Source organism: Streptomyces sp. M-16 (assembly GCF_052114405.1).
Taxonomy (GTDB): domain Bacteria; phylum Actinomycetota; class Actinomycetes; order Streptomycetales; family Streptomycetaceae; genus Streptomyces.
Map to the genome: position 1 here is coordinate 86341 of NZ_JBFRER010000028.1, position 24980 is coordinate 111320.

Consider the following 24980-nt stretch of genomic DNA (forward strand, 5'->3'; position numbering starts at 1 on the left):
CACGGGAACCGCCGCGGACCCGGCCGCCGCCGGCGCCGCCGGGTCCACCCGGACGCAGCAACAGGGGTGGCGCCGCCCGCCGCCCGGGGCATTCCCTGGTGGCGTGCGCACCTACCTGTCGGCGGCCCTCGTCGTGCTCGTGGCCCTCCTCGTGCCCGCGAGCGCGGTCGCCTACTGGGCCGACCGGGAGCTGGGGAACGCCGACCGCTACACCGCCGCCATGGCCCCGCTCGCCGAAGACCCGGCCGTCCGGGGCGTGGTCGTCACCCAGGCCACCCGCGCCCTCTCCGGGCAGATCGACGCGGGCCCCTTCCAGGGCGGCGTCGACGCCCTGATCGGCGAGGCCCTGCGCTCCTTCGCCGGGACCCCGGCCTACCGCACGGCCTGGGACGCCGCCAACCGCGCCGCGCACACCGCCTTCCTCGCCGCCCTCGACTCCGGCCGCGGGGACGCGGTCACCATCGACCTCGCGCCGGTGATCGCCCAGGTCAGAGGGGAACTGATCGCCGACGGCGTGCCCTTCGCCGACCGCATCCCGGAAACCCACCTGACCGTGAAGGTCATGGAGTACGACAACCTCGGCGCGCTCCGGAAGGGGTTCCGCATGCTCCAGATCGCCGGTGTCTGGCTCCCCCTGCTGACCCTGTGCCTGGCCGTCCTGGCCGTCGCGGTCGCCGTCCACCGCCGGCGCGCCGTCCTGGCCACCGGTCTCGGGCTGGCCGCGGGCGCCGTACTGCTGTGGACCGCGGTGGTCCTGTGCCGCCGCCTCACCCTCGACGACCTGCCCGCCGACGTCGACCGGGCCGCCGCCGGAGCGGTGTACGACGCGCTCACCGCGTTCCTGCGGACCACCGCCTGGGTGGTCCTCACCGTCGGGCTGGCGGCGGCCCTGGCCGCCTGGCTGGCCGGACGGCTGCGCCGCACCCCATAAGCTCGGTACGTACACACCCATACTCCGCAGAACTCCCCAGAAGAACCGATTCGCGAGTGGCGACACGGAAGCGGAATGACCACCGAACGACGCACCGAGCACATACCGTCCGGGCGGCTGCGGCCGAATCCGCTGGCACCCCCCGCCTGGCTGCTCGCCGGACTGCGGCCGAGCCGCGCGCCCGTCCCCTGGGCGGCGGCCGTCCGCGCCGGGATCGCGCTGGCCACCCCGCTCGCCGTCGGCTTCGCCCTGGACGAGCCCGAGTACGGCGCCCTCGTCTCCATGGGCGCCCTCTCCGGGGTCATCGGCGACACCGCCGACGCGTACCGGATGCGGATCCTGAACATCGCCGTCCCGCAGTTCTTCGGAGCCGTCGGAGTCGCCGCCGGCACCCTCGTCTACGGGCACGGCTGGCTCGCCGTCGGCGTCCTGACCCTGATCGCCCTCGTCTCCGGGATGATCTCCTCGATCGGCACCGTCGCCTCCGTGTCCGGACTGCTGCTCCTGCTCAACGCGGTCGTCGGGGCCGGCCTGCCGATGCCCGAACCCTGGTGGACCGCCCCGCTGCTGCTCAGCGCCGGCGGCCTGTTCGTGCTCGCCCTGAGCCTGCTGGGCTGGCCACTGCGCGGCCGGCTGCCCGAACGGACCGCCGTCGCGTCCGCCTACCGGGCCCTCGCCGACAGCCTGGAGGCCGCGGGCGGACCCGCGTACGAGGAACGCCGCCACCGGCTCACCCAGGCCCTGAACCACGCCTACGACCTCGTCCTGGGCCGCCGGGCCCGGGTGCACGGCCGCAGCCCCTCGCTGGTGCGGCTGCTCGCCCAGCTGAACGCGCTGATCCCGCTGGTCGAGGCCGCGCCCGCCGCCCACCTGCGCGGCCGGCCCCTGCCGCCCGTGATCCCGGCGGCCGTACGGGAACTGGCGCGGGCCGTCGAGGAGGGCCGCCCCGGCGCCCCCGTACCCGACCTGCCCGCACCGCGGAGCCCCTCCGAGCGGGCCCTCGACTCCGCGCTGACGTACGCCGCGGCCACCGTGCGATCCCCCGGACCGGACCCGTACGCCATCGACGACCGGCTCGGCCGGCCCGCCCCCCTGCGGGTCAGGGCCCGGCGGGCGGTGCGCGACACGATGCTGTCCGGGGCCTCCTGGCGGTACGGGCTGCGCCTCGCCCTGTGCATCGGGCTCGCGCAGTCCCTCGTCTCCCTGATCGAGGTGGAACGGTCCTACTGGGTCGCCCTGACCGTCACCTTCGTCCTCAAACCGGACTTCGGCTCCGTCTTCTCCCGCGCCGTGCTGCGCGCCCTGGGCACCGCCGGCGGGCTGGTCCTGTCGGCCGCCGTCCTCGCCGAGGTACCGCGCGGCTGGTGGGACGTACCGGTCATGGCGCTGCTGGCCATGCTGATCCCGGTGTTCTCCACCAAGGGGTACGCCTTCCAGACCGCGGCCATCACCCCCGTGATCCTGCTGCTCTCGGACCTCCTCAACCACCAGGGCTTCGACCTGATCCGGCCGCGCCTGATCGACAGCCTCATCGGCTGCGCCATCGCCCTCGTCGCCGGCTACCTCCTGTGGCCCGAGAGCTGGCACACCCGGATCGGGGACCGGCTCGCCGACGCCGTGGACGACGCGGCCGGCTACGTGGAGCGGGCCTTCGCCCCCTCCGCGGACGACGCCGCACTCCGGGCCGCCCGGCTGACCCGGCAGAAGGCCCGCCGCCGTATCTACCGGGACCTCTCCGACGTGCGCAGCGAGTTCCAGCGGGCCCTGACCGAACCCCCGCCCACCGGCCCGCGGGCCGCCGCGTGGTGGCCGCTGGTGGTGGCGGTGGAGCGGATCGTGGACGCGACGACCGCGGCCCGGGTCCGGGTCAACCACGGAGCCGCTCCCCCCGGCGCCGAGGAGGTGGCGGCCCTCAGGGACGAGCTGCACGGCCTGGCGCGGGGGGTGCGCAGCAGCGCGACCCTGAAGGAGGTCCGCGTCCGGCCCCTCCCGCCGGAGGCCCGGGACTCCGTCCTCGCCCCGGTCCACCAGGAGGTCGCGGCGGCCCGGGCGATCGCCCAGCCGGACCGTTGACCCGGCCGCCGGCGCCCGCGGCGGCCGGACGCCGCCCGTCGGGTGCCGGGGTCCCCCGAACGGCGCACGGGCCGGGCCGGGCCGACCGCGGCGGGGCAGCAYCGGAGCRTGCACCGGGTCCCGGCCGTGATGGTCCTCGCCGCCGTTCTGGCGGGCGGGGCGGGGTGCGCCGACGTGGAGGGGCTCAAGAGCGGGGGCGACCTCGGCACCGCGCACGCCCCCAAGGCCCTGTGGAAGGACATCCACCCCGACCCGGCCCCCACGGGACAGCAGCCGGGCGCGGCCGCCACGGTGCCGGGACTCCCCAGGGCGCCGGCGCGGACGATGCGCGGGGTCGACGCGCTGGCCGTCGTACGGGCCGACATCACCTCCGCCGCCGCCGAGGACGGCGGGACGGGCCGCCTCGTCGACCCGCGCGCGGTACAGCGGCTCGCGCTCTGCACGCGGACCGCGGACGGCGGGCCCGACTGCCCGGTGCGCCCCGGCGTCCTGCACGACCTGACGGGTGACGGCCGCGAGGAGCTGATCACGGCCCTGGACGTGGACGGCCGGCTCAGCGAACTGCGCGTCTACACCGTCCGGGACGACGGCCGGATCGCCCGGATCCTGGCCCGGCGCGGGGTACTGGAGGGCGTCGAGGTGGCCGCCGGGCACCTGGCCGTCCGCGAACCGACCTCGAACCCGCAGTACACCTCGGTCTCCGACTACGTCTGGGACGACACGACGCACAGCATGAGCCTGTCGCAGCTCACCCTCGACGAGTGCGCGGCCCTCACGGACGTCCCGCTGCCCGGGACCCGGTCGCGATGCGCGCGCTGAGCAGCCTGCGCTGGAAGATCGCCCTCACCACCACCACGGTGTGCTGCCTGGTCGCCGCCGCGCTGGGGATCCTGGTGCACAACGTGGTCGCCCGGCAGGTCGTCGGCGAGGTCCGCAAGGAGGCGGCCCGGGACCTCGACCACGCCCTCGGCCACTACGAGTACGGGACGGCGCACGGCGACGTGAACGCCGCCCTGGACCCTCCCGGCCTGCCCGCCCCGCTGCGCGCGCTCGTCGCGCGCGGCCGGACCGGCAGCATGGTCGGCACCCACGGGGGCGAACCCGTCATGTGGGCGGCCGGACCCGCCGACCGCGCGGCCCTCGCGGTCTGGATCCCGTACGGGAACACGCGCGCGCGGCTGCGGGACATCGATGCCGCGATCCTGGCCTCCGCGGCGCTCGCGGCCGGGGTCGTGGCACTGGCCGGCCTCTTCCTCGCCGACCGGATCAGCAGACGGCTCGCCACCACGGCCGCCGTGGCCCGCCGGATCAGCTCCGGGGACCTGGACGCCCGGGTGGACTTCCCGGCCGACGCGGGCCGGGACACCGGCGCGGACGCCGCCCCGGACGCGGACCCGGACGGACGGCGGCCGCGCCGCTACCGCGACGAGGTACGGGACGTCGCGCACGCCCTGGACACCATGGCGGCCTCGCTCCAGGAACGGCTGGAGGCGGAGAAGCGGTTCACGGCGGACGTGGCGCACGAGCTGCGCACCCCGCTGACGGGATCGCTGGCGGCGGCCGGGCTGCTGCCCGAAGGCCGCCCGAAGGAGATGATCAACGACCGGCTCAAGGCCCTGCACCTGCTCACCGAGGACCTGTTGGAGATCTCCCGGCTCGATTCGGGCGTGGAGCGGGCCGACCTGTCCCAGGTGGAGCTGGGCCGGGCCGTGGAGCGGGCCGTCGCCGGGTCCCGGCTGCCCGCCGAGGTCCGGGTGGTCCGCGACGCGGTGGTGCTCACCGACCGGCGGCGCCTGGACCGGATCCTGGCCAACCTGCTGGTCAACGCCCACAAGCACGGCCGGCCGCCGGTCGAGGTGACGGTGGAGGGACCGGTCGTGGCGATCCGCGACCACGGTCCGGGCTACCCGGCCGAACTGATCGCGCAGGGCCCCAAGCGCTTCCGCACCGGGGATCCGGGGCGCGGCCGGGGCCACGGCCTGGGCCTGACCATCGTGGTGGGCCAGGCCGCGGTCCTGGAGATCGTCCTGGGGTTCGCCAACGCCCCGGACGGGGGCGCGCTGACGACCCTGCGCCTGCCGGTGGGGCAGCTGCCGGAGGCCGGTTGACCGCGGCCCGGTCAACCGGCCTCGCCCACCGGGCGGATCAGACACCGATGGAGCCGGAGCAGGCTCAGGAAGTCGTTGTTGTAACCGAATTGACCGGCCTGGGCGGCTGCGGTCCGCTTGTCCGGATTGAACCCCGGGGCGCCCTCGACGATCGGGTCGCTCAGCGGATGACCACGTTCTGGTCGTGGCCCTCGGGGACGGTCACCCGCTCGTCGGTGCTCGGCGCGACGGCCGTCGCCGCGGAGCGCAGCATCGAGCGGCGGGAGTGGGCACGGGCGGTGGCGTCGCCGACGTACTCGTCGCCACTGGCGTGGGGCACCTCGCGGAAGCAGGCGTCGCCGCAGCGGTAGCGGCAAGTGAGAGCGGAACGACCGCTGCCGTGCGGATTGCCGATGAGCGGCAGGAGCTTGCGCACGAKGTGCCCTCCGGGGGTGCACGGCGCCGACGACGCGTCGGGACGCATCAGCGGCGACGCTAGGCGCGGGTTGCGCCGATGCGGCGGCGCAGGAGTGAACGCTGAATGAACCCGGCACGGCGGAGGGGCAGTTCGGGCGGAGGCCGCTGTTCCCTGGTTGGCTGGGCGCCACGAAAGGCGCCCCTGCCGAAGTTCCAGCCAGGGGGCCGATAACCTTACGTGTCCACTCTGGGCAGGGATCAACCGCGCAGCACGGACAAATGACGCACGCACTCATGCGAAAGGCCTGGCCCATGGGTATTCGGAGCTTGTTGCGCAAGGTGTTCGGACGGTCGGCCGAGCCGGTTCCGGAGACGTCGGATTCGTCTGCCTCGGCGGCGGTACCCAACCAGGCGGAACGCAACCCCCTGGACGCGGCCGCCGAACTGGTGGCGGCCTCCTTCGACAACCCCACCGTCCCGCCGCAGTCCGCACCGCGCGACCGCGAGCCGGGCACGTTGCTGACCGCCCCGGCGCAGACGACGGACCCCACGGTCCCGGAGGCCCGGCGCCCTTCGCCTCCGGCGCTTCCCGAAACCCCCTCCCCGGCCCCCGCCCCTCCGGCGGAGCCGGCCCCGGCCGAGGCCGCCGCCGGTACGGGCACCCCCGCACCGGAGGCCGCCGCCACCGAGCCGGAGGCCACCCCGGCGGAAGCCGCCCCTGCCGAGCCGGAGGCGGTCACCGCCGAGGCCACGGAGCCCGAGGCCGCCGAGCCGGAGGCCACCACCGCCCCGGCACAGCCGGAGCCCGAGGCCACCGAAGCGGAAGCCACCACGGCCGAGCCCGCCGCCGCTGAGGCCACGGAGCCCGAGGCCGAAGCGGTGGCCGCGCAGGCCGAGCCCGAGGCCGTCACCCCCGACGCCGAGGCCGGGGCCGTCACCGCCGAGGCCCCGGAGCCCGAGGCCGCCCCTGCCGAGCACGCCGAGGCCATCGCCGCGGCGCAGCCGGAGCCCGAGGCCACCGAGGCGGAAGCCGCCACGGCCCAGCCCGAGCCGGCCGCCACCGCTGAGGCGCTGCCCGAGGCCGAAGCCGAAGCTCCCGAGCCGGAGGCCGTCACCGCCGAGACCGAGGCCGTCACCGCCGAGGCCGCGGAGCCCGAGGCCGAAGCGGTGGCCGCGCAGGCCGAGCCGGAAGCCGTCGCCGCCGAGACCCCCGCCCCGGAGCCCGAGGCGGAGGCCGTTGCCGCCGCCGTCGCGGAGACCGAGGCCACCGAGCCCGAGGCTGAGCCGCAGGAGCCCGCCGCCCCGGAGCCCGAGGTCCAGCCGGAGCCCGTCGCCGCGCAGGCGGAGGCCGAGCCCGAGCCCGAGACCGACGAACCGGAGGCGGAGGCGGAGCCGCAGGGGCCCGCCATCGCCGCGGCAGCCGTACGGCGGCGGGCGCCCGAGGTGGCGGCCGCGTACAAGGCCGCCGGCCAGGCGCTGCGCACGAAGGGCAGGACCGGAGCCCGCGCCAAGGTCTACCTGGTCCTCGACCGCTCCGGTTCCATGCGCGGCTTCTACAAGGACGGCAGCGCCCAGCACCTCGCCGACCACGCCCTGGCCCTGGCCGCGCACCTCGACGAGGAGGCCACCGTCCACACGGTGTTCTTCTCCACCGAGCTGGACGGCACCGCCGAGCTGACCCTCGACGCCCACGACGCGGCCTGGGTCGAGGCCCGCCACGCCGAACTCGGGCGGATGGGCCGCACCAGCTACCACGTGGCCGTGGAAGCCGTCCTGGAGCGCTACCGGAAGGACGGCGGCACCGGCCCGGCCCTGGTCGTCTTCCAGACGGACGGCGCGCCGGACAGCCGTCAGCCCGCCCGGCAGGCGATCGTCGACGCCGCCGCCACCGCCCCCGAGGTCCACTGGCAGTTCGTCGCGTTCGGCGACCACGACAACAAGGCCTTCGACTTCCTGCGCAAGCTGGACGCCGACAACGCCGGCTTCTTCCACGCCGGCCCGGCCCCCGCCGAGCTCGCCCCGGCCGCCCTCCTCAAGGGCCTGCTCCAGCAGTTCTGATCACCGCGGTACACGTACAACGTAGGCGGGCGAAAAAGGCGGCGCCCCCTCCCGGTCCGGGAGGGGGCGCCGCCTTCGTACGAGCGGGCCCGAGGGCCCACGGGCCTCAGCCGCGCGGCGAACCGGCGTCCGGGGCGACCGCGTCGGAGACGGGGCGCTCCGAGGCCGCGGCCTTGGTCTCGACCGGCTTGCGCAGCGCGATGTTCAGCTCGCGCAGGCGGGCCTCCTCCAGCACCGTCGGCGCGCCCATCATCAGGTCCTGGGCGTTGCCGTTCAGCGGGAAGGCGATGGTCTCGCGGATGTTCGGCTCGTCGGCCAGCAGCATCACGATGCGGTCCACGCCCGGGGCGATGCCACCGTGCGGCGGGGCGCCGAGGCGGAACGCGCGCAGCATGCCGGCGAACTCGCGCTCGACGGTCTCGGCCTCGTAACCGGCGATCTCGAAGGCCTTCAGCATGACCTCGGGCTCGTGGTTGCGGATGGCGCCCGACGACAGCTCGATGCCGTTGCAGACGATGTCGTACTGCCAGGCCAGGATGTCGAGCGGGTCCTTCTCCTCCAGGTCCTTCATGCCGCCCTGCGGCATGGAGAACGGGTTGTGGGAGAAGTCGATCTTGCCGGTCTCCTCGTCCTTCTCGTACATCGGGAAGTCGACGATCCAGCAGAAGCGGAAGACGTTCTCCTCGAACTGGCCCGCGCGCTTGGCCGCCTCGACGCGGACGCCGGACATGATCTTGGAGACCTCGTCGAACTCGCCCGCGCCGAAGAACACCGCGTGCCCGGCCGCCAGGCCCAGACGCTCGGTGAGGACCTTGACGTTCTCCTCGGTGAGGAACTTGGCGATCGGGCCGGTCAGCGCGCCGTCCTCGCCCACGCGGACCCAGGCCAGGCCCTTGGCGCCCAGCGAGATCGCGTACTCGCCGAGGCCGTCGAAGAACTTGCGCGGCTGCGCGGCGGTGTCCGGGACGGCCAGCGCGCGCACGTGCTTGCCGGCGAACGCCTTGAACTCCGAGCCCTCGAAGACGTCGGTGATGTCGACGAGCTCCAGCTTGGCGCGCAGGTCGGGCTTGTCGTTGCCGTACTTCAGCATCGACTCGCGGAACGGGATCCGCGGGAACGGCGAGGTGACCTCGCGGCCCTTGCCGAACTCCGTGAAGATCTCCGTCATCAGGCGCTCGATCGGCTGGAAGACGTCCTCCTGCTCGACGAACGACATCTCGACGTCGAGCTGGTAGAACTCGCCCGGCGAACGGTCGGCGCGGGCGTCCTCGTCGCGGAAGCAGGGCGCGATCTGGAAGTACCGGTCGAAGCCGGAGATCATCAGCAGCTGCTTGAACTGCTGCGGCGCCTGCGGCAGCGCGTAGAACTTGCCCGGGTTCAGACGGGACGGGACGACGAAGTCACGGGCGCCCTCGGGGGAGGTCGCGGTGAGGATCGGGGTCGCCATCTCGTTGAAGCCGAGGGCCACCATCTTCGAGCGGATCGACGCGATGACGGCCGAGCGCAGCATGATGTTGCGGTGCATGCGCTCGCGACGCAGGTCGAGGAAGCGGTACTCCAGGCGCCGCTCCTCGTTCACCCCGTCGTCGGTGTTGATCGTGAAGGGCAGCGGGGCGGCGGCGCCGAGCACCTCGACCTCGACGGCCTCGATCTCGATCTCGCCGGTCGGCAGCTCGGGGTTGACGTTGTCGGCGCCACGGGAGACGACCTTGCCGTCGACCCGCACGACCGTCTCCTTGGACAGCTTGTCCAGGACGGCGGCGGCCGCGGTGCCGGGGCGGGCCACGAGCTGCGTGATGCCGTAGTGGTCACGCAGATCGATGAAGAGGATGCCGCCCAGGTCTCGACGATTGTGCAGCCAGCCGCTCAGCCGGACGTCGGAGGCGACGTCGGAGGCACGGAGCTCGCCGCACGTGTGGGACCTGTACCGATGCATCAGTCATCCAGTTCTACGCGATACCAGGGTGGATTCAACCGTCCCAAGGTTACCGTCCGGGCGGGGCGTCGCGCGGGCGCGCCCGTACAGGCGCCCGTACAGGGGGATGAACAGGCAGCCCGACCGGATGACCTGTAAAGATGACCAGGTGCGCACCGAGGACGTCCTGGCCGCCATCGCGACCGGTCTGTGGCGATGGGACAACGCCTCCGGGACGGTCACCCTCGACGGCGAGGCCGCCCGGCTGCTCGGGCTGCCCGCGGAGCCCGTCGTCCTGCCGGAGGCCGCCGCCCGCTCCCGCTTCCACCCGGTGGACTGGAACGAGATCAACGGCATCGTGAACCTCGCCGTCGCCGAGGGCACCCTCGCCGAGGCCCGGCTGCGGATCATGGACGAGGACGGGCGCGTGCTGCGCACCGTGCGCAGCCGCTCCAAGCCCGTGCAGAACCTGACGGCCGAGGGCCGCGTCGACTACGAGCTGATCGGCACCATCCAGGAGATCGCCGAACCGCAGCCCGGCACCACCGCGGCGCACACCCCGATCACCGGCGACTGGCGGCGCTCCCGCGAGGCCTTCCTGCTGGACGCCGGCCGGGCACTGGCCGAGGCCCGCTCCACCGCGGAGGTGCTGCGGGTCGCGGCCTCGCTGTCCATGCCGGGCTTCAACCCGGACGGGCTGGCCGTCTTCGGAGTGGCGGGCGACCGGCTGTCCGTCATCGGGCACCACGGGCACGGCCCCGGGGACGAGAGCCCCTTCACCGACATGCCGCTGGACACCGACTACCCGGCCGCGGAGGTCGTCCGGGGCGGCCGGGCGATCTACCTGCCCAGCCCTGAGGACTACCTGCGGCGCTTCCCGGTCACCTGGCCGCTCGCCCAGCGCTTCGGGCGCGCCTCCTGGGCCTTCCTGCCGCTGATCGTGGCCGGACGGACCATGGGGGCCTGGATGGCCGCCTTCAAGCACCCGGTGTCCTTCTCGCCCGACGAGCGGTCCGTGCTGACGACGGTGGCCCGGATGCTGGCCCAGGCCCTCCAGCGGGCCGGAGTGGCCGAATCCGAGCGGGAACTCACCACCGGGCTCCAACGGTCGATGATGCCGCAGCTGGGGCCCGAGATCCCCGGCATGACCCTCGCGGCCCGCTACGTCCCCACCGGGGGCGGTCTCCAGGTCGGTGGCGACTGGTACGACGTGATCCCGCTGCCCTCGGGACGGTTCGCGCTGGTCATCGGCGACGTCCAGGGGCACGACGTACGGGCGGCCGGCCTGATGGGCCAGCTGCGGATCGCCGTGCGGGCCTACGCCTCCGAGGGCCACCGCCCCGACGCCGTGCTCTCGCGGGCCTCCCGCTTCCTGTCCGGGCTCTGCTCCTCCCAGGAGTCGGATCCGGCCGAGGGGCCCGACTACCAGAGCCCGCGCTTCGCGACCTGCCTCTACGCGGAGTGCGACCCGGAGACGGGCCTGCTGGAGGTGGCCCGCGCCGGACACCCCGACCCGGCGATCCGGATGGCGGACGGCACCGTCCTGATGCGGCCCACCGCGGGCGGCCTGCCGCTCGGCATCATCCCGGACACCGACTACCCCACCACCCGGTTCACCCTGGAACCCGGCGAGACGATGATGCTCTGCACCGACGGGCTCATCGAGACCGGCGGCCACGACCTGGACACCGGCTGGGCGCGGCTGCGGGCCATCCTGGAGTCCGGGACGCACGACACGGAGGGCCTGGAGCCCCGGCACCTCGAAAGACTGGCCGACCTGCTGGTGCAGGCCGTGCACGGGCCTTCCTCGCACCACACCACCGGGCCGCTGGCCGACCGCCGCGAGGACGACATAGCGGTGGTGCTGCTGTGCCGCGAGAGCCCGGACTGCGGCTGCGGAACCCCGCTGTCGCACCCGGCACGGCCCGCCCGGCGCACGGTGCTGACCGTGGCGCAGGCGGAGCCGGAGCGGATCGCGGGGGCCCGGCGCCAGGTCCGGGAGCTGCTGCACGACTGGACGGACACCGAGCAGGTCGACGCGGCCGAGCTGATGGTCTCCGAGATGGTGACCAACGTGCTGGTGCACACCGACGGCGACGCGCTGCTGGTCGCGGAGGCGGTGGGCGAGCTGGGCGCGCGCCGGCTGCGCGTGGAGGTGGCGGACGCGAGCGACGAGCTGCCGCACATGCGCCACCCCGGGGAGATGGCGTCCAGCGGGCGCGGCGTGCTGCTGATGGAGATGCTCGCCGACACCTGGGGCGTCGACCCGCGCGGCGCGGGCAAGTCGATCTGGTTCGAGCTGTACGAACGCTCCAAACCGGACGAGGAACAGGACCCGGGCCCGGAAGAGGACCCGGGCCCGCAACGGGACCCGGTAGCGGACCGGTAACTCCCCCGGAGGTCCCCCCGAAAGGCGGACGCGGCGATGGCGACCCCCCTGCTCCCCGGCCCGGTGCGACGGTTCGCCGCCTGGTGCGCCGTGGTCCTGCTCGCCGTCGGCGTCCTCGCCGTCGCCATCTGGCTGTGCGTCGTCCTCAAGACCGTCGTCACGCCCGTACTGCTGGCCGTGCTCGGGACCGCCCTGCTCGGGCCGCTGCACCGTCGGCTGGTCCGGATGGGGGTGCACCGCTCGCTCGCCGCGGCCCTCACCTGCCTCGCCGTCGTCGCGGTCGTCGGCGGAGCCGCGTACGTCGTCGTCCTCGCGCTCGTCGAGACCGGCGACCAGATCGTCGACGCCCTCCGGCGGGCCGGGCAGGCCCTCGCCGAACACTTCGGGGCCGTCGGCACCTCGGTGGAGGACCTCGCCAAGAACTCCGAGGGCCTGCTCGCGAAGTTCGGCGGGACCGCCGCCTCCGGGCTGCTCGCCGGGCTCAGCGCGGTCGGCACGACGATCGCGATGGCGGTCCTGGCGCTGGTGCTGATCTTCTTCTTCCTGCGGGACTCCGACCGGGCGGCGCACACGCTGCGCGCCCTCGTCCCGACCCGGTCGGGCGACCTGATGGAGGCCATGGGACGGCGCGCCTTCGAGGCGGTCGAGGGCTTCATGCGCGGGACCACCCTGGTGGCCCTCGTCGACGCCGTGCTGATCGGCGCGGGGCTGCTGGTGTTCGGGGTGCCGGGCGCGGTGGGTCTGGCGGCGCTGGTGTTCGTCACCGCTTACGTCCCCTACCTCGGCGCCTTCCTCTCCGGCGCCGTGGCGGTCCTCGTGGCCCTCGCCGACCGGGGCTGGGTCATCGCCCTGTGGGTCCTGGGCGTCGTGCTGGCGGTCCAGATGATCGAGGGGTACGTGCTCCAGCCCCTGGTCCAGAGCCGGACCGTGCAGATGCACCCGGCGCTGGTGATGCTCGCGATCACGGCCGGGGCGAGCGTCGCCGGCATCCTCGGCATGCTGCTCGCCGTACCGCTGACGGCGGCCGCGTTCGGAGTGGTCTCGGAACTGCGCGGCCGCTTCGCGGAGCGGGACCCCGAGGTCCCGCTCCCCTGATCTCCGTGGGCTACTTCGTGCGCTCCGTGGTCGGGATCCGGCCGAGCCGGCCCGCCTGGAAGTCGTCGAAGGCCTGCTGGAGCTCGTGCCGGCTGTTCATCACGAACGGCCCGTAGTGCGCCATCGGCTCCCGGATGGGCCGCCCGCCGAGCAGGACGACCTCCAGGGCCGGGGCGTTGGAGTCCTGGGACCCGTCCGCCCGCAGGGTGAGCGAGCCGCCCTCGCCGAAGACGGCCGTCTGCCCGGTGTGCAGGGGCCTGCGCTCCTCGCCGGCCGACCCTCGCCCGGCCAGGACGTAGGCGAGGGCGTTGAAGTCCTCGCGCCACGGCAGGGTGATCTCCGCGCCCGGGGTGACGGTCGCGTGGATCATCGTGATCGGGGTGTGGGTGATGCCCGGCCCCTCGTGCCCGTCCAGCTCACCGGCGATCACGCGGAGCAGCGCGCCGCCGTCCGGGGTGGTCAGCAGCTGCACCTGGCCGCCGCCGATGTCCTGGTAGCGCGGGGGCATCATCTTGTCGGAGGCCGGGAGGTTCACCCACAGCTGGAGGCCGTGGAAGAGACCGCCGCTGACGACCAGCGACTCCGGCGGGGCCTCGATGTGCAGGAGGCCCGAACCGGCGGTCATCCACTGGGTGTCGCCGCCGTTGATGACGCCGCCGCCGCCGTTGCTGTCCTGGTGGACGAAGGTTCCGTCGATCAGGTAGGTGACGGTCTCGAAGCCGCGGTGGGGGTGCCAAGGGGTCCCCTTGGGCTCGCCCGGCGCGTACTCCACCTCGCCCATCTGGTCCATCATGATGAACGGGTCGAGGTGGCGGTAGTCGATCCCGGCGAACGCGCGGCGCACCGGGAAGCCCTCGCCCTCGAAGCCGCCCGGGGCCGTGGACACGGCCAGCACCTTGCGCGGCGCGGCCGTCTGCGGCGCGGCCACGCGCGGGAGGGTCAACGGGTTCTCAACAGTCACTGCGGGCATGGTCAGGACCTCCTTCTGTTCCGACTTTAGTTGAAAGTCGAACTTTCTGCCACACCGCACAGAACAGCGCGCCCGCCCGGGTCATTCCCGGACGGGCGCGCGGTGGGGCGAAGAGCCCCCTGATCAGGAAAATCCCGCCAAATGTCCTACACATGACAACCCAGGGGCCCGCCGTCGAGTCTTCCCGGACATGGAGACCCGTCCGACGACCGAACCCGAACCCGCCCCCGGAGCGGAGGCCGATCCCCGGCGGCGCGTGCCCGCCCCCCTGGCCGCCCTCGGCCGGGCCGCCGGCATCGCCGCCCTGGTCACGGCCATCGGCTACGCCACCCACCGCTGGGCCTCGACCGGCATGCCGCTGACACCGCTGCCCGGGTCCCCGTGGCCGTACCTCACCGCCTGGGCGGTCCTGACGTTCCTGGCCGGCCTGCTGCTCCAGTGGGCCACCGCGAGGGTCGAATACGACGGCCGCTGGCAGCTCGTCGTCCTCCCGGTCTACGCGGGCATCCGCATCACCCTGGCCCACCACCCGGACCCGGCCCTGCTGTACGCGTACGGGGCGGCGGCCCTGGCGGCGGGCACGGCGGCCACGGCCCTGTGGCGGCGCAGGCTGCGGCGGGCCGGCGCCTAGCCGCCTGCGCAGCAATGGCGTCTAGGGGGTGTCTGACGGATGTCCGTGGGGAAGGAGCGGCGCCCGGTGCGTGCTCTCGGCGTGCCGACCGGAAGCCCGCGTACTGGACGTACTTGAGCTTTCGGTCGGTGCGGCGAGAGTGCGTGCCGGGCGTCGCGACGCCGCGGAGACGAAGTACTTGGACTCCTTGCCGGCGTACCGGCGGAGCTCCTTGAGCGTGGTGAACATCGGGATGACGGGCTGCTGCGTGTTGTGCAGCGCCAGGAACCCCGGGGTGTCGCCGCGCGGGCAGTAGACCTTCGAGGTGGCGAAGATCTGCTGGAAGTCCTCGGCGGACAGCGAACCGGTGGTGAAGGCCCGCACGGCGTCCGCGAGCGAGGGCGGGGACGGCTCGGGGTACAGCGGCGGCGCCTGCTGCGCGTACCCCTGCGGGGGCTGCTGCGCGTAGCCCTGCTGGGCACCCGGGTTCTGGTCGTAGCCGTACATGGGCCGAAGCCTATCGAGGCCGCGGGCCTTCCGGGGCGGGACCGCCCTTCAGGGCGGCGACGAAGGGCCCCCAGGCCGCCGCCGTGACGATGACGACGTCCCCGCCGGGCCTTTTGGAGTCCCGGACCGGCACGATCCCTGCGTACCCGTCGGCCACCTCGACGCAGGTCCCACCATCACTGTTGGTATAGCTACTCGTGCGCCAGGCTGCGGCGCTCAAGTCCATCCGCGCGATTGCCATTTCGGTAGTCCTCTGCTGCCGCCTCCATCATGGCGAGGGACGCCTTCGGCGGTAGCGCGACGGCCCTGAGCAGATCGTACGACCTCCGGTACTTCATCACGAGCGCCGGATCGTCGATGGTCACACCGCTGTGCAGCGACTCCGTGTAGACCAACGGCGGAGCGTCCGCGAAGGTCATCACGATGGTGGTTCCGGCCGACATGAAAGGGTGCGCACCAGCGTTCCACGGAATGACCTGTGGAACGATCCGATTCCTCCGCACCAAAGCGACGATGCGGTCGAGTTGATCTGCCATCTGGACCGGTGAAACGACTGGCAGCCGCAGTAGCGACTCGTGCAGAACGACCCAGTACTCCGGCCGCCCGTGGGACTCCTCGAACAGACACGCCCGCGCCAGCCGGGCCCGGATCTTCACGTCCGTCTCCTCCACAGGCTCAAGAGGACGTTCGGCCCGCGCCAGAGCGCGCGCGTACTCAGCCGTCTGCAACAAGCCCGGAAACGCTGCCGGACACCACTCCTCGATCGTCTGGGCGACCTTCTCCGCGTCCAGGACTTTCTCGGCGTAATTTGCGTGGCCCGTGTTGCGGGCCTTGCGCGCGTCCTCGCAGCACCGCTCGAAGAATCCGTCCGTGCCCAGCACACGGTCCACGTGCCGAGCAAGGTCCAACGGCATTCGACGCTGGGCCCGTTCGATCTCGCTGAGGTAGCTCACTCCGTAGAAACTGCCCTCAACGGTCTCCTCCAGCGTGAGGCCGAGCCGCTCCCGCTTCCAGCGGAGCTCCTTGCCGTAGAAGGCCGGAACGCTCGCCGAGCCGTCGATCTCCTTGCGTCGGGCCACCATCGCCTGCCTTCCACACTTCGCCCCGTGGAGCCGAAACCCTTCCCACGGTACGCGGCGCCGCGTCAGCCTGTGAGGGCTTCGTCACACTCCGCACAGGAACGGAAGTCCCCCCATGAGCGACCCCGACGGCGACCGCGTCGCGATCACCGCCCTCACCGAACTCCGCGCCGCGCTGGCCTCGCACGGGATCACGCTGCCCTCACTCGACCTCCACCTGCCCTCGTACGCGGCGAGCCACCGCGGCCCGCCGCTGATCAGCCTCGGCAACTGCAACGCCGCCACCGCTCAGCGGCTCGCGGACGCGCTGGCCGCGCGGTGAGCCTCACCGTCCGGCTGCTCGCCGTCCCCCARGCGGCCCCCCTGCTGCGCCGTGCCGTCCGCGAGCACCTCGGGGACGGGGCCTGTCCCGACGCCGAGCTCTGCGTCAGCGAGCTGCTGGCCAACGTGATCACCCACCTCGGCGAGGGCACCCCCGTCACCCTGCGCGTCACCGGAAGCGGCAGCGGAAGGGCAGCCCGTACGCGGGTCGAGCTCACCGACCCCGATCCGGACGGCCACCCCGTGCGGCGGCACGCGACCGGCACCGACGAGTCCGGCCGGGGCCTGGCCCTGCTGGCCGCCGTGTCGCTGCGGTGGGGGGTGCGCCGGGAGGCGGTCGGCAAGACCGTCTGGGCCGAACTCCCCCGCCCCTAGCGGGCTTCGTACCGGTCCTGCGCGTCGAGCACGGCGTCCGCGTACTCCGCGGCCCAGGTGCCCATCGCCCGCATCGGGGTCAGCAGCGCCGTGCCGGCCTCCGTCAGGGCGTAGTCCACGCGCGGCGGGGCCTCGGCGTACGCGCGGCGCTCGACCAGGCCGTTGTACTCCAGCCTCCGCAGCGCCTCGTTCAGCACCTTCGGGCTGATCCCGCCGATCCGCGCCACCAGCGCGCGCGGCCGCATCGGGCCGGTCGCGCCGAGGGTGAAGACCACGACGCTGTCCCAGCGCTTGGCCAGCACCTCGAAGGCGACCCGCGCCCGGCAGTCCGCCGTGTACGCGAGGTCGGGCAGGCCGGCGGCCGGGTCGGTCGGTTCGGTCGGCTTCTCCATCCCGCCATCCTGCCCCCGCCGATGGACACCGGGCGGTGTGCGTCGGGCTCCATAGCGTCGGCCACCCGAGAAAGAGAGAGGTGGACCATGCGGATCGGTGTCATGGGTACGGGAGCGATGGCGGCGGCCCTGGGCGGCGCCTGGGCGCGGGCCGGGCACGAGGTGTTCGTGGGCGGCCGGGACACGGCGGCCGCCGCGGCCCTCGCCGGGCGGATCGGGGCGGCCGGGCACGGGACGGTGGCCGCGGCGGCGGCGTACGGGGAGGTGGCGCTGCTCGCCGTACCGGCCGGGCGGGCCCCGGAGCTGGCCCGGGAGCACGCGGCGGCGCTGGCGGGGCGGACGGTCGTGGACTGCACGAACCCGCTGGAGCCGGGTCCGGCCGGGGTGATGCTGGCCACCGCCCCCGGCGCGAGCGTGGCCGCGCTGATCGGGGCCGCGGCGCCCGGCGCGCACGTGGTGAAGGCCTTCAACCTGGCCCACTCCAGCGCGTGGGAGCAGCCTCCGGGCGCCTTCGGCGGGGAGCGGCCGGCGGTGCCGTTCTGCGCGGACGACCCGGTGGCGGCGGGGCGGGTCGAGGAGCTGATCACGGGGATGGGGTGGAGCCCGATGCCGGCGGGCGGGCTGGACCGGGCGGCGTACGTGGAGGCCACGGCCGCCTTCGTGATCGGCGTCTGGTGGGCGGGCGGATCGCCCCGCCTGGCCTTCCCGGAGGTCCCGGGGGCCGCGGCCTGACACGCCGGGGCCGGGCCGCCGGGGTTCCGGCGGCCCTCCAGCGGTTCCGGCTTGATGCTGGTCACAGTCGACGGCGCAGGGGTTGCTTCTTATTACCGGTGGGTAGCATCATGACGTTACCGATTGGTATGTACGAGGAACCTGTCTCCCCGAGCCTTAACGGAGCCGTCGCCATGGGGCACTACAAGTCGAATCTCCGCGACATCGAGTTCAACCTCTTCGAGGTGCTCGGCCGCGACAACGTGTACGGCACCGGCCCGTTCGGTGAGATGGACACCGAGACCGCCAGGACCATCCTCAGCGAGATGACCAAGCTCTCCGAGAACGAGCTGGCCGCCTCCTTCGAGGACGCCGACCGCACCCCGCCGGTCTTCGACCCGGCCACCAACACCGCGCCCGTCCCGGCGTCGTTCAAGAAGAGCTACAAGGCCTTCATGGACTCCGAGTACTGGCGCCTGGGCCTGCCCGAGGAGATCGGCGGCACCACCTCGCCCCGCTCCCTCATCTGGGCGTTCGCCGAGACGATCCTGGGCGCGAACCCGGCCGTGTGGATGTACTCCTCCGGCCCGGCGTTCGCCGGCATCCTCTTCGAAGAGGGCAACGAGGCGCAGAAGAAGGTCGCCGAGATCGCCGTCGAGAAGCGCTGGGGCTCCACCATGGTCCTCACCGAGCCGGACGCCGGCTCGGACGTCGGCGCCGGCCGCACCAAGGCGGTCCAGCAGGCCGACGGCTCCTGGCACATCGAGGGCGTCAAGCGCTTCATCACGTCCGGTGAGCACGACATGGAGGAGAACATCCTCCACTACGTCCTCGCCCGCCCCGAGGGCCACGGCCCGGGCACCAAGGGCCTGTCCCTCTTCCTCGTCCCGAAGTTCCACTTCGACTGGGAGACCGGCGAGCTGGGCGAGCGCAACGGCGTCTACGCGACGAACGTCGAGCACAAGATGGGCCTCAAGGCCTCCAACACGTGCGAGATGACCTTCGGCGACCAGCACCCCGCCAAGGGCTGGCTGATCGGCGACAAGCACGACGGCATCCGCCAGATGTTCATGATCATCGAGTTCGCCCGGATGATGGTCGGCACGAAGGCCATCGCCACCCTCTCCACCGGCTACCTCAACGCGCTGGAGTACGCCAAGGAGCGCGTGCAGGGCCCGGACCTGGCCAACTTCATGGACAAGACCGCGCCCAAGGTCACCATCACGCACCACCCCGACGTGCGCCGCTCGCTCATGACGCAGAAGGCCTACGCCGAGGGCATGCGCGCCCTCGTGCTGTACACCGCCTCCGTCCAGGACGCGATCCAGCTCAAGCAGGCCGCGGGCGAGGACGCCTCCGCCGAGATCGGCCTGAACGACCTGCTCCTGCCGATCGTCAAGGGCTACGGCTCCGAGAAGTCCTACGAGCAGCTCGCCCAGTCGCTGCAGACCTTCGGCGGTTCCGGTTACCTCCAGGAATACCCGATCGAGCAGTACATCCGCGACGCCAAGATCGACACCCTGTACGAGGGCACCACGGCGATCCAGGGCCAGGACTTCTTCTTCCGGAAGATCGTCCGCGACCAGGGCGCCTCCCTGAACATCCTCTCCGAGACGATCAAGAAGTTCCTCGCCGAGGGCCCCGGCGGCGACGACCTGGCCCCCGCCCGCGACGCCCTCGCCAAGGCCGCCGTGGACCTGGAGGCCATCGTCGGCCAGATGATCGTCGACCTCACCGCCACCGGCGAGGACGTCAAGAACATCTACAAGGTCGGCCAGAACACCACCCGCCTGCTCATGGCCTCCGGTGACGTGGTCGTCGGCTACCTGCTCCTCAAGGGCGCGGCCGTGGCCGCCGAGAAGCTGGCCGGCGCCTCCGCCAAGGACGTGGCCTTCTACACCGGCAAGATCGCCGCCGCGAAGTTCTTCGCCGCCCAGGTCCTGCCGGGCGTCTCCGTCCAGCGCGCCCTGGCCGAGACCGTCGACAACTCCCTCATGGAGCTCGACGAGGCCGCCTTCTAGACCACGACCGGCGCCGCCCCGGCGGTCGGCGCACACGGTGGACGCACAGCGGCCGGGCCTTCCCGCACGGGGGCCCGGCCGCTGGCGTGCCCGGCCCCGTACCCGGCCCCCGGGCCCGGCCCCGTACCCCGCCCCCGTATCCCGCCCACCACCGCCGCCACCGGCGGCTTTCCGCGTTGTCGGTCGTTCATGGGACGCTCGTAGACATGAGTCCGCAGGAGCAGCACAGCAGCAGGGGGTATTCCGTCCCCACCGGGCGGCCGTACGCCCTCAAGGAGCTCCAGGCCAACGTGGGCGCCCTCGGCGACCGGATCACCGAGCTCTACGACGGCGCGCACCCCGCCGAGTACGACCCCGTCGCCGACGCCCTCTACATCGCCTTCCAGACGGCCGCCGGGCTCGCCCCCGCCAAGAGCTACACCGGCTGCCCCGAGCACCCCAACGGCGCCCTCGACCCCGAGGCCCCCGAGGGCTGGGGCCGCTGCCTGATCTGCAACGACCGCCGCCGCCTCGGCCGGCGCCTCCAGGGCGGCCGCCAGGCCGGTCCCGCCCCCGCGGGCGAGCAGCGCCGCCTCGGCTACCCCGTGCCCGATCCCCCGTACACCCTCGACGTGCTCCGCCGGTACCTGCGCACCATCGACGAGCAGCGCTTCCACCTCACCCTCGGCTCCCCCGACCAGGACTTCGTCCGGATCGCCGACGACCTGCACCGCGCCTTCATCGTCGCCCGCGAACTGTCCCGGCCGCGCAACGCCTCCGGATGCTCCGAACACCCCGGCGCGCCGATCGACCCCGATGCCCCTCCCGGCGAGGCCTGTATCTTCTGCGCCGGGCGCAAGAGACGCGCGCAGCGCCCGCCGCAGACCCCCGAGATGCTCCCGCGCATCCGCCGGGGCGAGCGTCGGCAATTGCAGCGCAGATTCGAGCGCCCACCGGGCTGAGAGCGCCGGGACGGCGGGGCGACCTGCCCCGACCCCTGACCCTCCGGCTATCCGCCGCAGTCCGGCCATGGCGAACACGACCGTCGTTAAGGTGAACCACATGAGCTCTCCCGCCCGCTTCGACCGCGGCCACACCGACGACCTGATGACCTTTCTGACGGCCAGTCCGTCGCCGTACCACGCCGTCGCCAACGCGGCCGAGCGGCTGGAGAAGGCAGGCTTCAGGCAGTTGTCGGAGCAGGACGCCTGGGACTCGGGCACGGGAGGCCGGTTCGTCCTCCGCGGCGGCGCGCTCATCGCCTGGTACGTGCCCGAGGGCGCGGCCGCACACACCCCCTTCCGGATCATCGGCGCGCACACCGACTCCCCCAACCTGCGGGTCAAGCCGGTACCGGACACCGGCTCGCAGGGCTGGCGGCAGGTCGCCGTGGAGATCTACGGGGGCACCCTGCTCAACACCTGGCTGGACCGGGACCTGGGCCTGGCCGGGCGCCTCTCCCTGCGGGACGGCACCGAGCGGCTCGTCAACGTGGACCGCGCGCTGCTGCGCGTCCCCCAACTCGCCGTGCACCTGGACCGGTCGGTGAACACCGACGGCCTCAAGCTCGACAAGCAGCGGCACATGCAGCCGATCTGGGGCCTCGGCGACGCCCGCGAGGGCGACCTGATCGCCTTCCTGGAAGAGGAAGAGGGCCTGCCGCAGGGCTCCGTGGCCGGCTGGGACCTGATGGTCCACTCCATCGAGCCGCCCGCCTACCTGGGCCGCGACCGCGAACTGCTCGCCGGGCCCCGCATGGACAACCTGCTGTCGGTGCACGCGGGCATCGCCGCGCTGGCCGCCGTCTCGACCAACACCGCGCTCGACCACATCCCGGTCCTGGCCGCCTTCGACCACGAGGAGAACGGCTCGCAGTCCGACACCGGCGCCGACGGCCCCCTGCTGGGCAACGTGCTGGAACGTTCTGTCTTCGCCCGTGGCGGCTCCTACGAGGACCGGGCCCGCGCCTTCGCCGGCACCATCTGCCTCTCCTCCGACACCGGGCACGCCGTGCACCCCAACTACTCCGAGCGCCACGACCCTTCGCACCACCCGCGCGCCAACGGCGGCCCGATCCTGAAGGTCAACGTCAACCAGCGGTACGCGACGGACGGCAGCGGCCGGGCCGTGTTCGCGGGTGCCTGCGAGCGCGCCRGCGTGCCGTGGCAGACGTTCGTCTCCAACAACTCCATGCCGTGCGGCACCACCATCGGCCCGATCACGGCCGCCCGCCACGGCATCCAGACGGTCGACATCGGCGTCGCGATCCTCTCGATGCACTCCGCCCGTGAACTGTGCGGCGCGGACGACCCGTTCCTCCTCGCCAACGCCCTGCTCGCCTTCCTGGAAGGCTGACCGGAGCGAGCGGCGGCCCCGGCTCCCCGCGGCACGACCGGCCGGTCGGCCGACCGGTGACCGGTGACCGGCGCTCACGGCGCGGGTCACCGGTCAACGGTCACCGGTCCCGGGTCCGCGGTCAGGCGTCCATGCCGGCGAGGACGAGCGGGAGGCGGGCGGCGCCGTCCGCGGCCACGCGGACGGGGACTCCCCAGTCCTGCTGGTGGACGTGGCAGGCCGGGTACTCGTTGGCGGGGTCGTCGTCACAGGAGGCCGCCATCGCCGACACGTGCAGGACGCCCTCTTTGACCTCCGGGTTCAGTACGAGGTCACGGAACAGGTCCGTGCCGGGTCCCTCGCCCTCCGCGAGGAGTTCCGGCGGGGTCGAGGAGACCAGCAGCCGGGTGGAGGGACCGTAACGGGTGTCCAGCTTCTGCCCGGCCGGGGCCTGGAAGACCACGTCGAGGCGGAGCGTGCCCGGGGCGACCTCGGTGGCGGCGCGCTGCGTCCGGTGGGCGACCGCGTCGACCCGTACGGCCTCCTCGGGCAGCCGCAGCCGGGTCAGCCGGTGCCGGGCGGACTCCACGACCACGATGTCCTCGCCGACGAGGACCGCGTCGCTGGGCTCGCGCAGGTCGGTGGCGAGGGTCGTCACCTGCCCGGTGGCCGGGTCGAACCGCCTCAGCGCGTGGTTGTACGTGTCGCAGACCGCGACCGAGCCGTCCGGCAGGGCGGTCACCCCGAGGGGGTGCTGGAGCAGGGCCTGGCCGGCGTCGCCGTCGCGGTGGCCGAAGTCGAACAGGCCGGTGCCGACGGCGGAACGGATCGCGTACCCGCCCTCCCCGTCGGGCTCCGCGTAGCGCAGGGCGCTGGTCTCGGAGTCGGCGATCCACAGCCGGTCCCCGGCGGCCGACAGCCCGGACGGCTGCGCGAACCAGGCCTCGGCGGCGGGGCCGTCGACGAGCCCCTCGTTGGTGGTACCGGCGGCCACCTGGACCGTGCCCGCCCCGGGGTCCCAGGTCCACAGCTGGTGCACCCCGGCCATGGCGATCCACACCCGGCCCTGCCACCAGGCCACGTCCCAGGGGGAGGACAGGTCGACCTCCAGGGCCGGCCCGGAGGTCGGGGACCCCTGCCACCACTGCCGTCCGGTGCCGGCGACGGTCTCGACGGCGCCGGTGGCGGGGTCGAAGGTGCGCAGCGCGTGGTTGACGGTGTCGGCGACCACGACCCGGCCGTCGGGCAGCAGGGCGAGCCCCTGCGGCTCGCTGAAGGCCTCCGGCCCGAAGCCCCGCTCCCCACTGCCGATCCGGCGCACGACGCTCTCCCCGTCCGGGGCCAGCTCCACCAGCTGGTGCCGCGTCGAGTCCGACACCAGCAGGTTCCCGTTCTCCAGCAGCAGCGCCTTGCCGGGGAACCGCAGGTCGGTCGCGACGGGCTCGGGCGCCACGTAGGGCCCGTCACCGCGCCGCAGGGTCCCCTTGGCCTCGTGCTCGGCCTCCAGCTCCTCGACGAGCCGCTCGATGGCGTGCGCGTGCCCCTCACCGGCGTGCTGCGCGACGACGTACCCCTCGGGGTCGATCACCACCAGCGTCGGCCAGGCCCGCACGGCGTACTGCTTCCAGGTGGCGAGCTCGGGGTCGTCGAGCACGGGGTGGTGCACCTGGTACCGCTCGACGGCGTCGACGACGGCCGCATGGTCGGCCTCGTGCACGAACTTCGGCGAGTGCACCCCGACGATCACGACGGTGTCGCGGTGCTTCTCCTCCAGCTCGCGCAGCTCGTCGAGGACGTGCAGGCAGTTGATGCAGCAGAAGGTCCAAAAATCCAAGATCAATACGCGACCTCGGAAGTCGGCGAGGGTGAGCTCCTTGCCTCCGGTATTGAGCCAGCCCCCCTTGCCGACCAGCTCAGGGGCACGGACACGGGCACGCTTGCGGGGCGCGGGCGCAGGGGTGGGCGCCGGGGCAGCATCGTTCATCCTTCAAGCTTGCCATCCGCCCGTGAACACGGGATCACGTCGCTGCGAAGCGGCTGCTCAGGCCTTCCCCGCCAGGCCGGTCTCCCAGGCCCATGCGGCGATGCCCACCCGGTTGCGCACCGCCAGCTTCGCCTGGATGTTGGCGACGTGGGTCTTGGCGGTGCCCGGCGAGATGAACAGCTCGGCGCCGACCTCGGCGTTGGTCAGTCCGCGTGCGACGAGCAGGGCGATCTCCCGCTCCCGCGCGGTCAGGGGGTCGGCGGCGGCGGTCCGCGGCTGCGGAGCGGGCTCCGGTACGGGCTGCGGCGCGGCCAGGCTGCGCAGCAGCCGGACCGTGAGCTGCGGACTGATCAGGGTGTCCCCGGCCATCGCCGCCCGTACGCCCTCGATCAGCAGGTTGGGACCCGACCGCTTCAGCAGGAAGCCGCAGGCACCGTTGCGCAGTGCGGTGTGCACGTAGTCGTCGAGGTCGAAGGTCGTGACGACGAGGACGCGGACGGGGTGCTCGGCGGTCGGGCCCGCCAGTAGCCGGGTCACCTCCAGGCCGTCCAGGCGCGGCATCCGGATGTCGGCGAGTACGACGTCGGGCCGCAGCGTACGGGCGAGCTCGACCGCTTCCGCACCGTCGGCGGCCTCCCCGACGACGGTCATGTCGGGCTGCGAGTCGAGGATGAGCCGGAAGCCGTTGCGTACGTCTTCCTGGTCGTCGGCTATCAGGATGCGGGTGGTCAC

22 protein-coding genes and 1 pseudogene are annotated in these 24980 nt (G+C 73.3%); 14 read left to right on the forward strand and 9 right to left on the reverse strand.

Going from position 1 to position 24980, the window contains the following annotated elements; genetic code table 11:
* Window positions 1-103 precede the first annotated feature (103 nt).
* From AB4039_RS15590 to AB4039_RS15605, 4 genes are all read left to right on the forward strand, one after another.
* On the forward strand, window positions 104-931 hold the full coding sequence (locus AB4039_RS15590; protein WP_266840156.1) for a hypothetical protein: 828 nt from the start codon (window positions 104-106) through the stop codon (window positions 929-931).
* A gap of 75 nt (window positions 932-1006) precedes the next feature.
* Window positions 1007-3004: an FUSC family protein gene (locus AB4039_RS15595; RefSeq protein ID WP_266840157.1), complete on the forward strand. Its 1998-nt coding sequence runs from the start codon at window positions 1007-1009 to the stop codon at window positions 3002-3004.
* Between the two features lie 129 nt (window positions 3005-3133).
* Window positions 3134-3823 (forward strand): hypothetical protein, encoded by a 690-nt coding sequence (locus AB4039_RS15600; protein ID WP_442270987.1) that lies wholly within the window; start codon window positions 3134-3136, stop codon window positions 3821-3823.
* On the forward strand, window positions 3811-5112 hold the full coding sequence (locus tag AB4039_RS15605; RefSeq protein ID WP_266840159.1) for a sensor histidine kinase: 1302 nt from the start codon (window positions 3811-3813) through the stop codon (window positions 5110-5112). The genes AB4039_RS15600 and AB4039_RS15605 overlap by 13 nt, the downstream gene beginning before the upstream one ends.
* A gap of 50 nt (window positions 5113-5162) precedes the next feature.
* Here AB4039_RS15605 and AB4039_RS15610 read toward each other — a convergent pair.
* Window positions 5163-5527 (reverse strand): annotated as a pseudogene (locus AB4039_RS15610) (alkaline phosphatase PhoX); the annotation flags it as partial.
* Between the two features lie 293 nt (window positions 5528-5820).
* Between AB4039_RS15610 and AB4039_RS15615 the strand changes: the two are divergent.
* A complete protein-coding gene (locus AB4039_RS15615; RefSeq protein ID WP_442270978.1) occupies window positions 5821-7566 on the forward strand; it encodes a VWA domain-containing protein in 1746 nt (581 codons plus the stop codon).
* Window positions 7567-7672: 106 nt separating this feature from the next.
* Here AB4039_RS15615 and aspS read toward each other — a convergent pair whose 3' ends face one another.
* The gene (gene aspS, locus AB4039_RS15620) at window positions 7673-9502 is read right to left on the reverse strand and encodes an aspartate--tRNA ligase (RefSeq protein WP_266840161.1); all 1830 of its coding nucleotides are present in this window, start codon (window positions 9500-9502) and stop codon (window positions 7673-7675) included.
* A 148-nt stretch (window positions 9503-9650) separates the two neighbouring features.
* On the opposite strand from aspS, the gene AB4039_RS15625 reads away from it, so the two are divergent.
* A complete protein-coding gene (locus AB4039_RS15625) occupies window positions 9651-11870 on the forward strand; it encodes a SpoIIE family protein phosphatase (RefSeq protein WP_442270988.1) in 2220 nt (739 codons plus the stop codon).
* 36 nt (window positions 11871-11906) lie between these two features.
* Window positions 11907-12965: an AI-2E family transporter gene (locus AB4039_RS15630; protein ID WP_266840162.1), complete on the forward strand. Its 1059-nt coding sequence runs from the start codon at window positions 11907-11909 to the stop codon at window positions 12963-12965.
* 10 nt (window positions 12966-12975) lie between these two features.
* On the opposite strand, the gene AB4039_RS15635 is transcribed toward AB4039_RS15630, so the two are convergent.
* Entirely contained in the window at window positions 12976-13935 is a 960-nt protein-coding gene (locus AB4039_RS15635) for a pirin family protein (RefSeq protein WP_442270979.1), read from the reverse strand.
* A gap of 190 nt (window positions 13936-14125) precedes the next feature.
* Here AB4039_RS15635 and AB4039_RS15640 point away from each other — a divergent pair, with 190 nt between their 5' ends.
* The gene (locus tag AB4039_RS15640; RefSeq protein ID WP_266840165.1) at window positions 14126-14566 is read left to right on the forward strand and encodes a hypothetical protein; all 441 of its coding nucleotides are present in this window, start codon (window positions 14126-14128) and stop codon (window positions 14564-14566) included.
* A gap of 21 nt (window positions 14567-14587) precedes the next feature.
* Here the strand turns inward: AB4039_RS15640 and AB4039_RS15645 are convergent, their stop codons facing one another.
* Genes AB4039_RS15645 through AB4039_RS15655 form a run of 3 tightly spaced genes read right to left on the reverse strand, consistent with a single transcriptional unit; the run spans window position 14588 to window position 16131 of the window.
* Window positions 14588-15052 (reverse strand): hypothetical protein, encoded by a 465-nt coding sequence (locus AB4039_RS15645; protein WP_442270980.1) that lies wholly within the window; start codon window positions 15050-15052, stop codon window positions 14588-14590.
* A gap of 10 nt (window positions 15053-15062) precedes the next feature.
* On the reverse strand, window positions 15063-15293 hold the full coding sequence (locus AB4039_RS15650) for a DUF397 domain-containing protein (RefSeq protein WP_266840167.1): 231 nt from the start codon (window positions 15291-15293) through the stop codon (window positions 15063-15065).
* On the reverse strand, window positions 15244-16131 hold the full coding sequence (locus AB4039_RS15655; protein WP_442270989.1) for a helix-turn-helix domain-containing protein: 888 nt from the start codon (window positions 16129-16131) through the stop codon (window positions 15244-15246). Before AB4039_RS15655 ends, AB4039_RS15650 begins: the two co-directional genes overlap by 50 nt.
* Window positions 16132-16246: 115 nt before the next feature.
* On the opposite strand from AB4039_RS15655, the gene AB4039_RS15660 reads away from it, so the two are divergent.
* Together AB4039_RS15660 and AB4039_RS15665 are read left to right on the forward strand one after the other, a co-directional pair.
* Window positions 16247-16453, forward strand: coding sequence for a hypothetical protein (locus AB4039_RS15660; protein ID WP_442270981.1), 207 nt, complete (start codon window positions 16247-16249; stop codon window positions 16451-16453).
* A complete protein-coding gene (locus AB4039_RS15665; RefSeq protein WP_442270982.1) occupies window positions 16450-16827 on the forward strand; it encodes an ATP-binding protein in 378 nt (125 codons plus the stop codon). The genes AB4039_RS15660 and AB4039_RS15665 overlap by 4 nt, the downstream gene beginning before the upstream one ends.
* Here AB4039_RS15665 and AB4039_RS15670 read toward each other — a convergent pair.
* Window positions 16824-17219, reverse strand: coding sequence for a winged helix-turn-helix transcriptional regulator (locus tag AB4039_RS15670; RefSeq protein ID WP_266840172.1), 396 nt, complete (start codon window positions 17217-17219; stop codon window positions 16824-16826). The genes AB4039_RS15665 and AB4039_RS15670 overlap by 4 nt on opposite strands.
* Window positions 17220-17306: 87 nt before the next feature.
* Here AB4039_RS15670 and AB4039_RS15675 point away from each other — a divergent pair, with 87 nt between their 5' ends.
* The 4 genes from AB4039_RS15675 to AB4039_RS15690 all read left to right on the forward strand — a co-directional run bounded on the left by AB4039_RS15675 (window position 17307) and on the right by AB4039_RS15690 (window position 22285).
* On the forward strand, window positions 17307-17951 hold the full coding sequence (locus AB4039_RS15675) for an NADPH-dependent F420 reductase (protein ID WP_442270983.1): 645 nt from the start codon (window positions 17307-17309) through the stop codon (window positions 17949-17951).
* A gap of 173 nt (window positions 17952-18124) precedes the next feature.
* Window positions 18125-19951, forward strand: coding sequence for an acyl-CoA dehydrogenase (locus AB4039_RS15680; protein WP_266840174.1), 1827 nt, complete (start codon window positions 18125-18127; stop codon window positions 19949-19951).
* A 206-nt stretch (window positions 19952-20157) separates the two neighbouring features.
* Window positions 20158-20892 (forward strand): hypothetical protein, encoded by a 735-nt coding sequence (locus AB4039_RS15685; RefSeq protein ID WP_266840175.1) that lies wholly within the window; start codon window positions 20158-20160, stop codon window positions 20890-20892.
* A 100-nt stretch (window positions 20893-20992) separates the two neighbouring features.
* The gene (locus AB4039_RS15690; RefSeq protein WP_442270984.1) at window positions 20993-22285 is read left to right on the forward strand and encodes a M18 family aminopeptidase; all 1293 of its coding nucleotides are present in this window, start codon (window positions 20993-20995) and stop codon (window positions 22283-22285) included.
* A gap of 121 nt (window positions 22286-22406) precedes the next feature.
* Here the strand turns inward: AB4039_RS15690 and AB4039_RS15695 are convergent, their stop codons facing one another.
* Both AB4039_RS15695 and AB4039_RS15700 read right to left on the reverse strand, forming a co-directional pair.
* Window positions 22407-24248: an NHL domain-containing thioredoxin family protein gene (locus AB4039_RS15695; RefSeq protein WP_442270985.1), complete on the reverse strand. Its 1842-nt coding sequence runs from the start codon at window positions 24246-24248 to the stop codon at window positions 22407-22409.
* Window positions 24249-24305: 57 nt separating this feature from the next.
* On the reverse strand, window positions 24306-24980 hold the full coding sequence (locus tag AB4039_RS15700; RefSeq protein WP_266840178.1) for a response regulator transcription factor: 675 nt from the start codon (window positions 24978-24980) through the stop codon (window positions 24306-24308).

Bases quoted from the DNA above. Each gene is read 5' to 3' on its own strand.
- AB4039_RS15595 (WP_266840157.1), top strand. From the start codon at position 1,007: ATGACCACCGAACGACGCACCGAGCACATACCGTCCGGGCGGCTGCGG.
- AB4039_RS15600 (WP_442270987.1), top strand. From the start codon at position 3,134: ATGGTCCTCGCCGCCGTTCTGGCGGGCGGGGCGGGGTGCGCCGACGTG.
- AB4039_RS15605 (WP_266840159.1), top strand. From the start codon at position 3,811: ATGCGCGCGCTGAGCAGCCTGCGCTGGAAGATCGCCCTCACCACCACC.
- AB4039_RS15615 (WP_442270978.1), top strand. From the start codon at position 5,821: ATGGGTATTCGGAGCTTGTTGCGCAAGGTGTTCGGACGGTCGGCCGAG.
- aspS (WP_266840161.1), bottom strand. From the start codon at position 9,502: ATGCATCGGTACAGGTCCCACACGTGCGGCGAGCTCCGTGCCTCCGAC.
- AB4039_RS15630 (WP_266840162.1), top strand. From the start codon at position 11,907: ATGGCGACCCCCCTGCTCCCCGGCCCGGTGCGACGGTTCGCCGCCTGG.
- AB4039_RS15635 (WP_442270979.1), bottom strand. From the start codon at position 13,935: ATGCCCGCAGTGACTGTTGAGAACCCGTTGACCCTCCCGCGCGTGGCC.
- AB4039_RS15640 (WP_266840165.1), top strand. From the start codon at position 14,126: ATGGAGACCCGTCCGACGACCGAACCCGAACCCGCCCCCGGAGCGGAG.
- AB4039_RS15645 (WP_442270980.1), bottom strand. From the start codon at position 15,052: ATGTACGGCTACGACCAGAACCCGGGTGCCCAGCAGGGCTACGCGCAG.
- AB4039_RS15650 (WP_266840167.1), bottom strand. From the start codon at position 15,293: ATGGCAATCGCGCGGATGGACTTGAGCGCCGCAGCCTGGCGCACGAGT.
- AB4039_RS15660 (WP_442270981.1), top strand. From the start codon at position 16,247: ATGAGCGACCCCGACGGCGACCGCGTCGCGATCACCGCCCTCACCGAA.
- AB4039_RS15670 (WP_266840172.1), bottom strand. From the start codon at position 17,219: ATGGAGAAGCCGACCGAACCGACCGACCCGGCCGCCGGCCTGCCCGAC.
- AB4039_RS15675 (WP_442270983.1), top strand. From the start codon at position 17,307: ATGCGGATCGGTGTCATGGGTACGGGAGCGATGGCGGCGGCCCTGGGC.
- AB4039_RS15680 (WP_266840174.1), top strand. From the start codon at position 18,125: ATGGGGCACTACAAGTCGAATCTCCGCGACATCGAGTTCAACCTCTTC.
- AB4039_RS15685 (WP_266840175.1), top strand. From the start codon at position 20,158: ATGAGTCCGCAGGAGCAGCACAGCAGCAGGGGGTATTCCGTCCCCACC.
- AB4039_RS15695 (WP_442270985.1), bottom strand. From the start codon at position 24,248: ATGAACGATGCTGCCCCGGCGCCCACCCCTGCGCCCGCGCCCCGCAAG.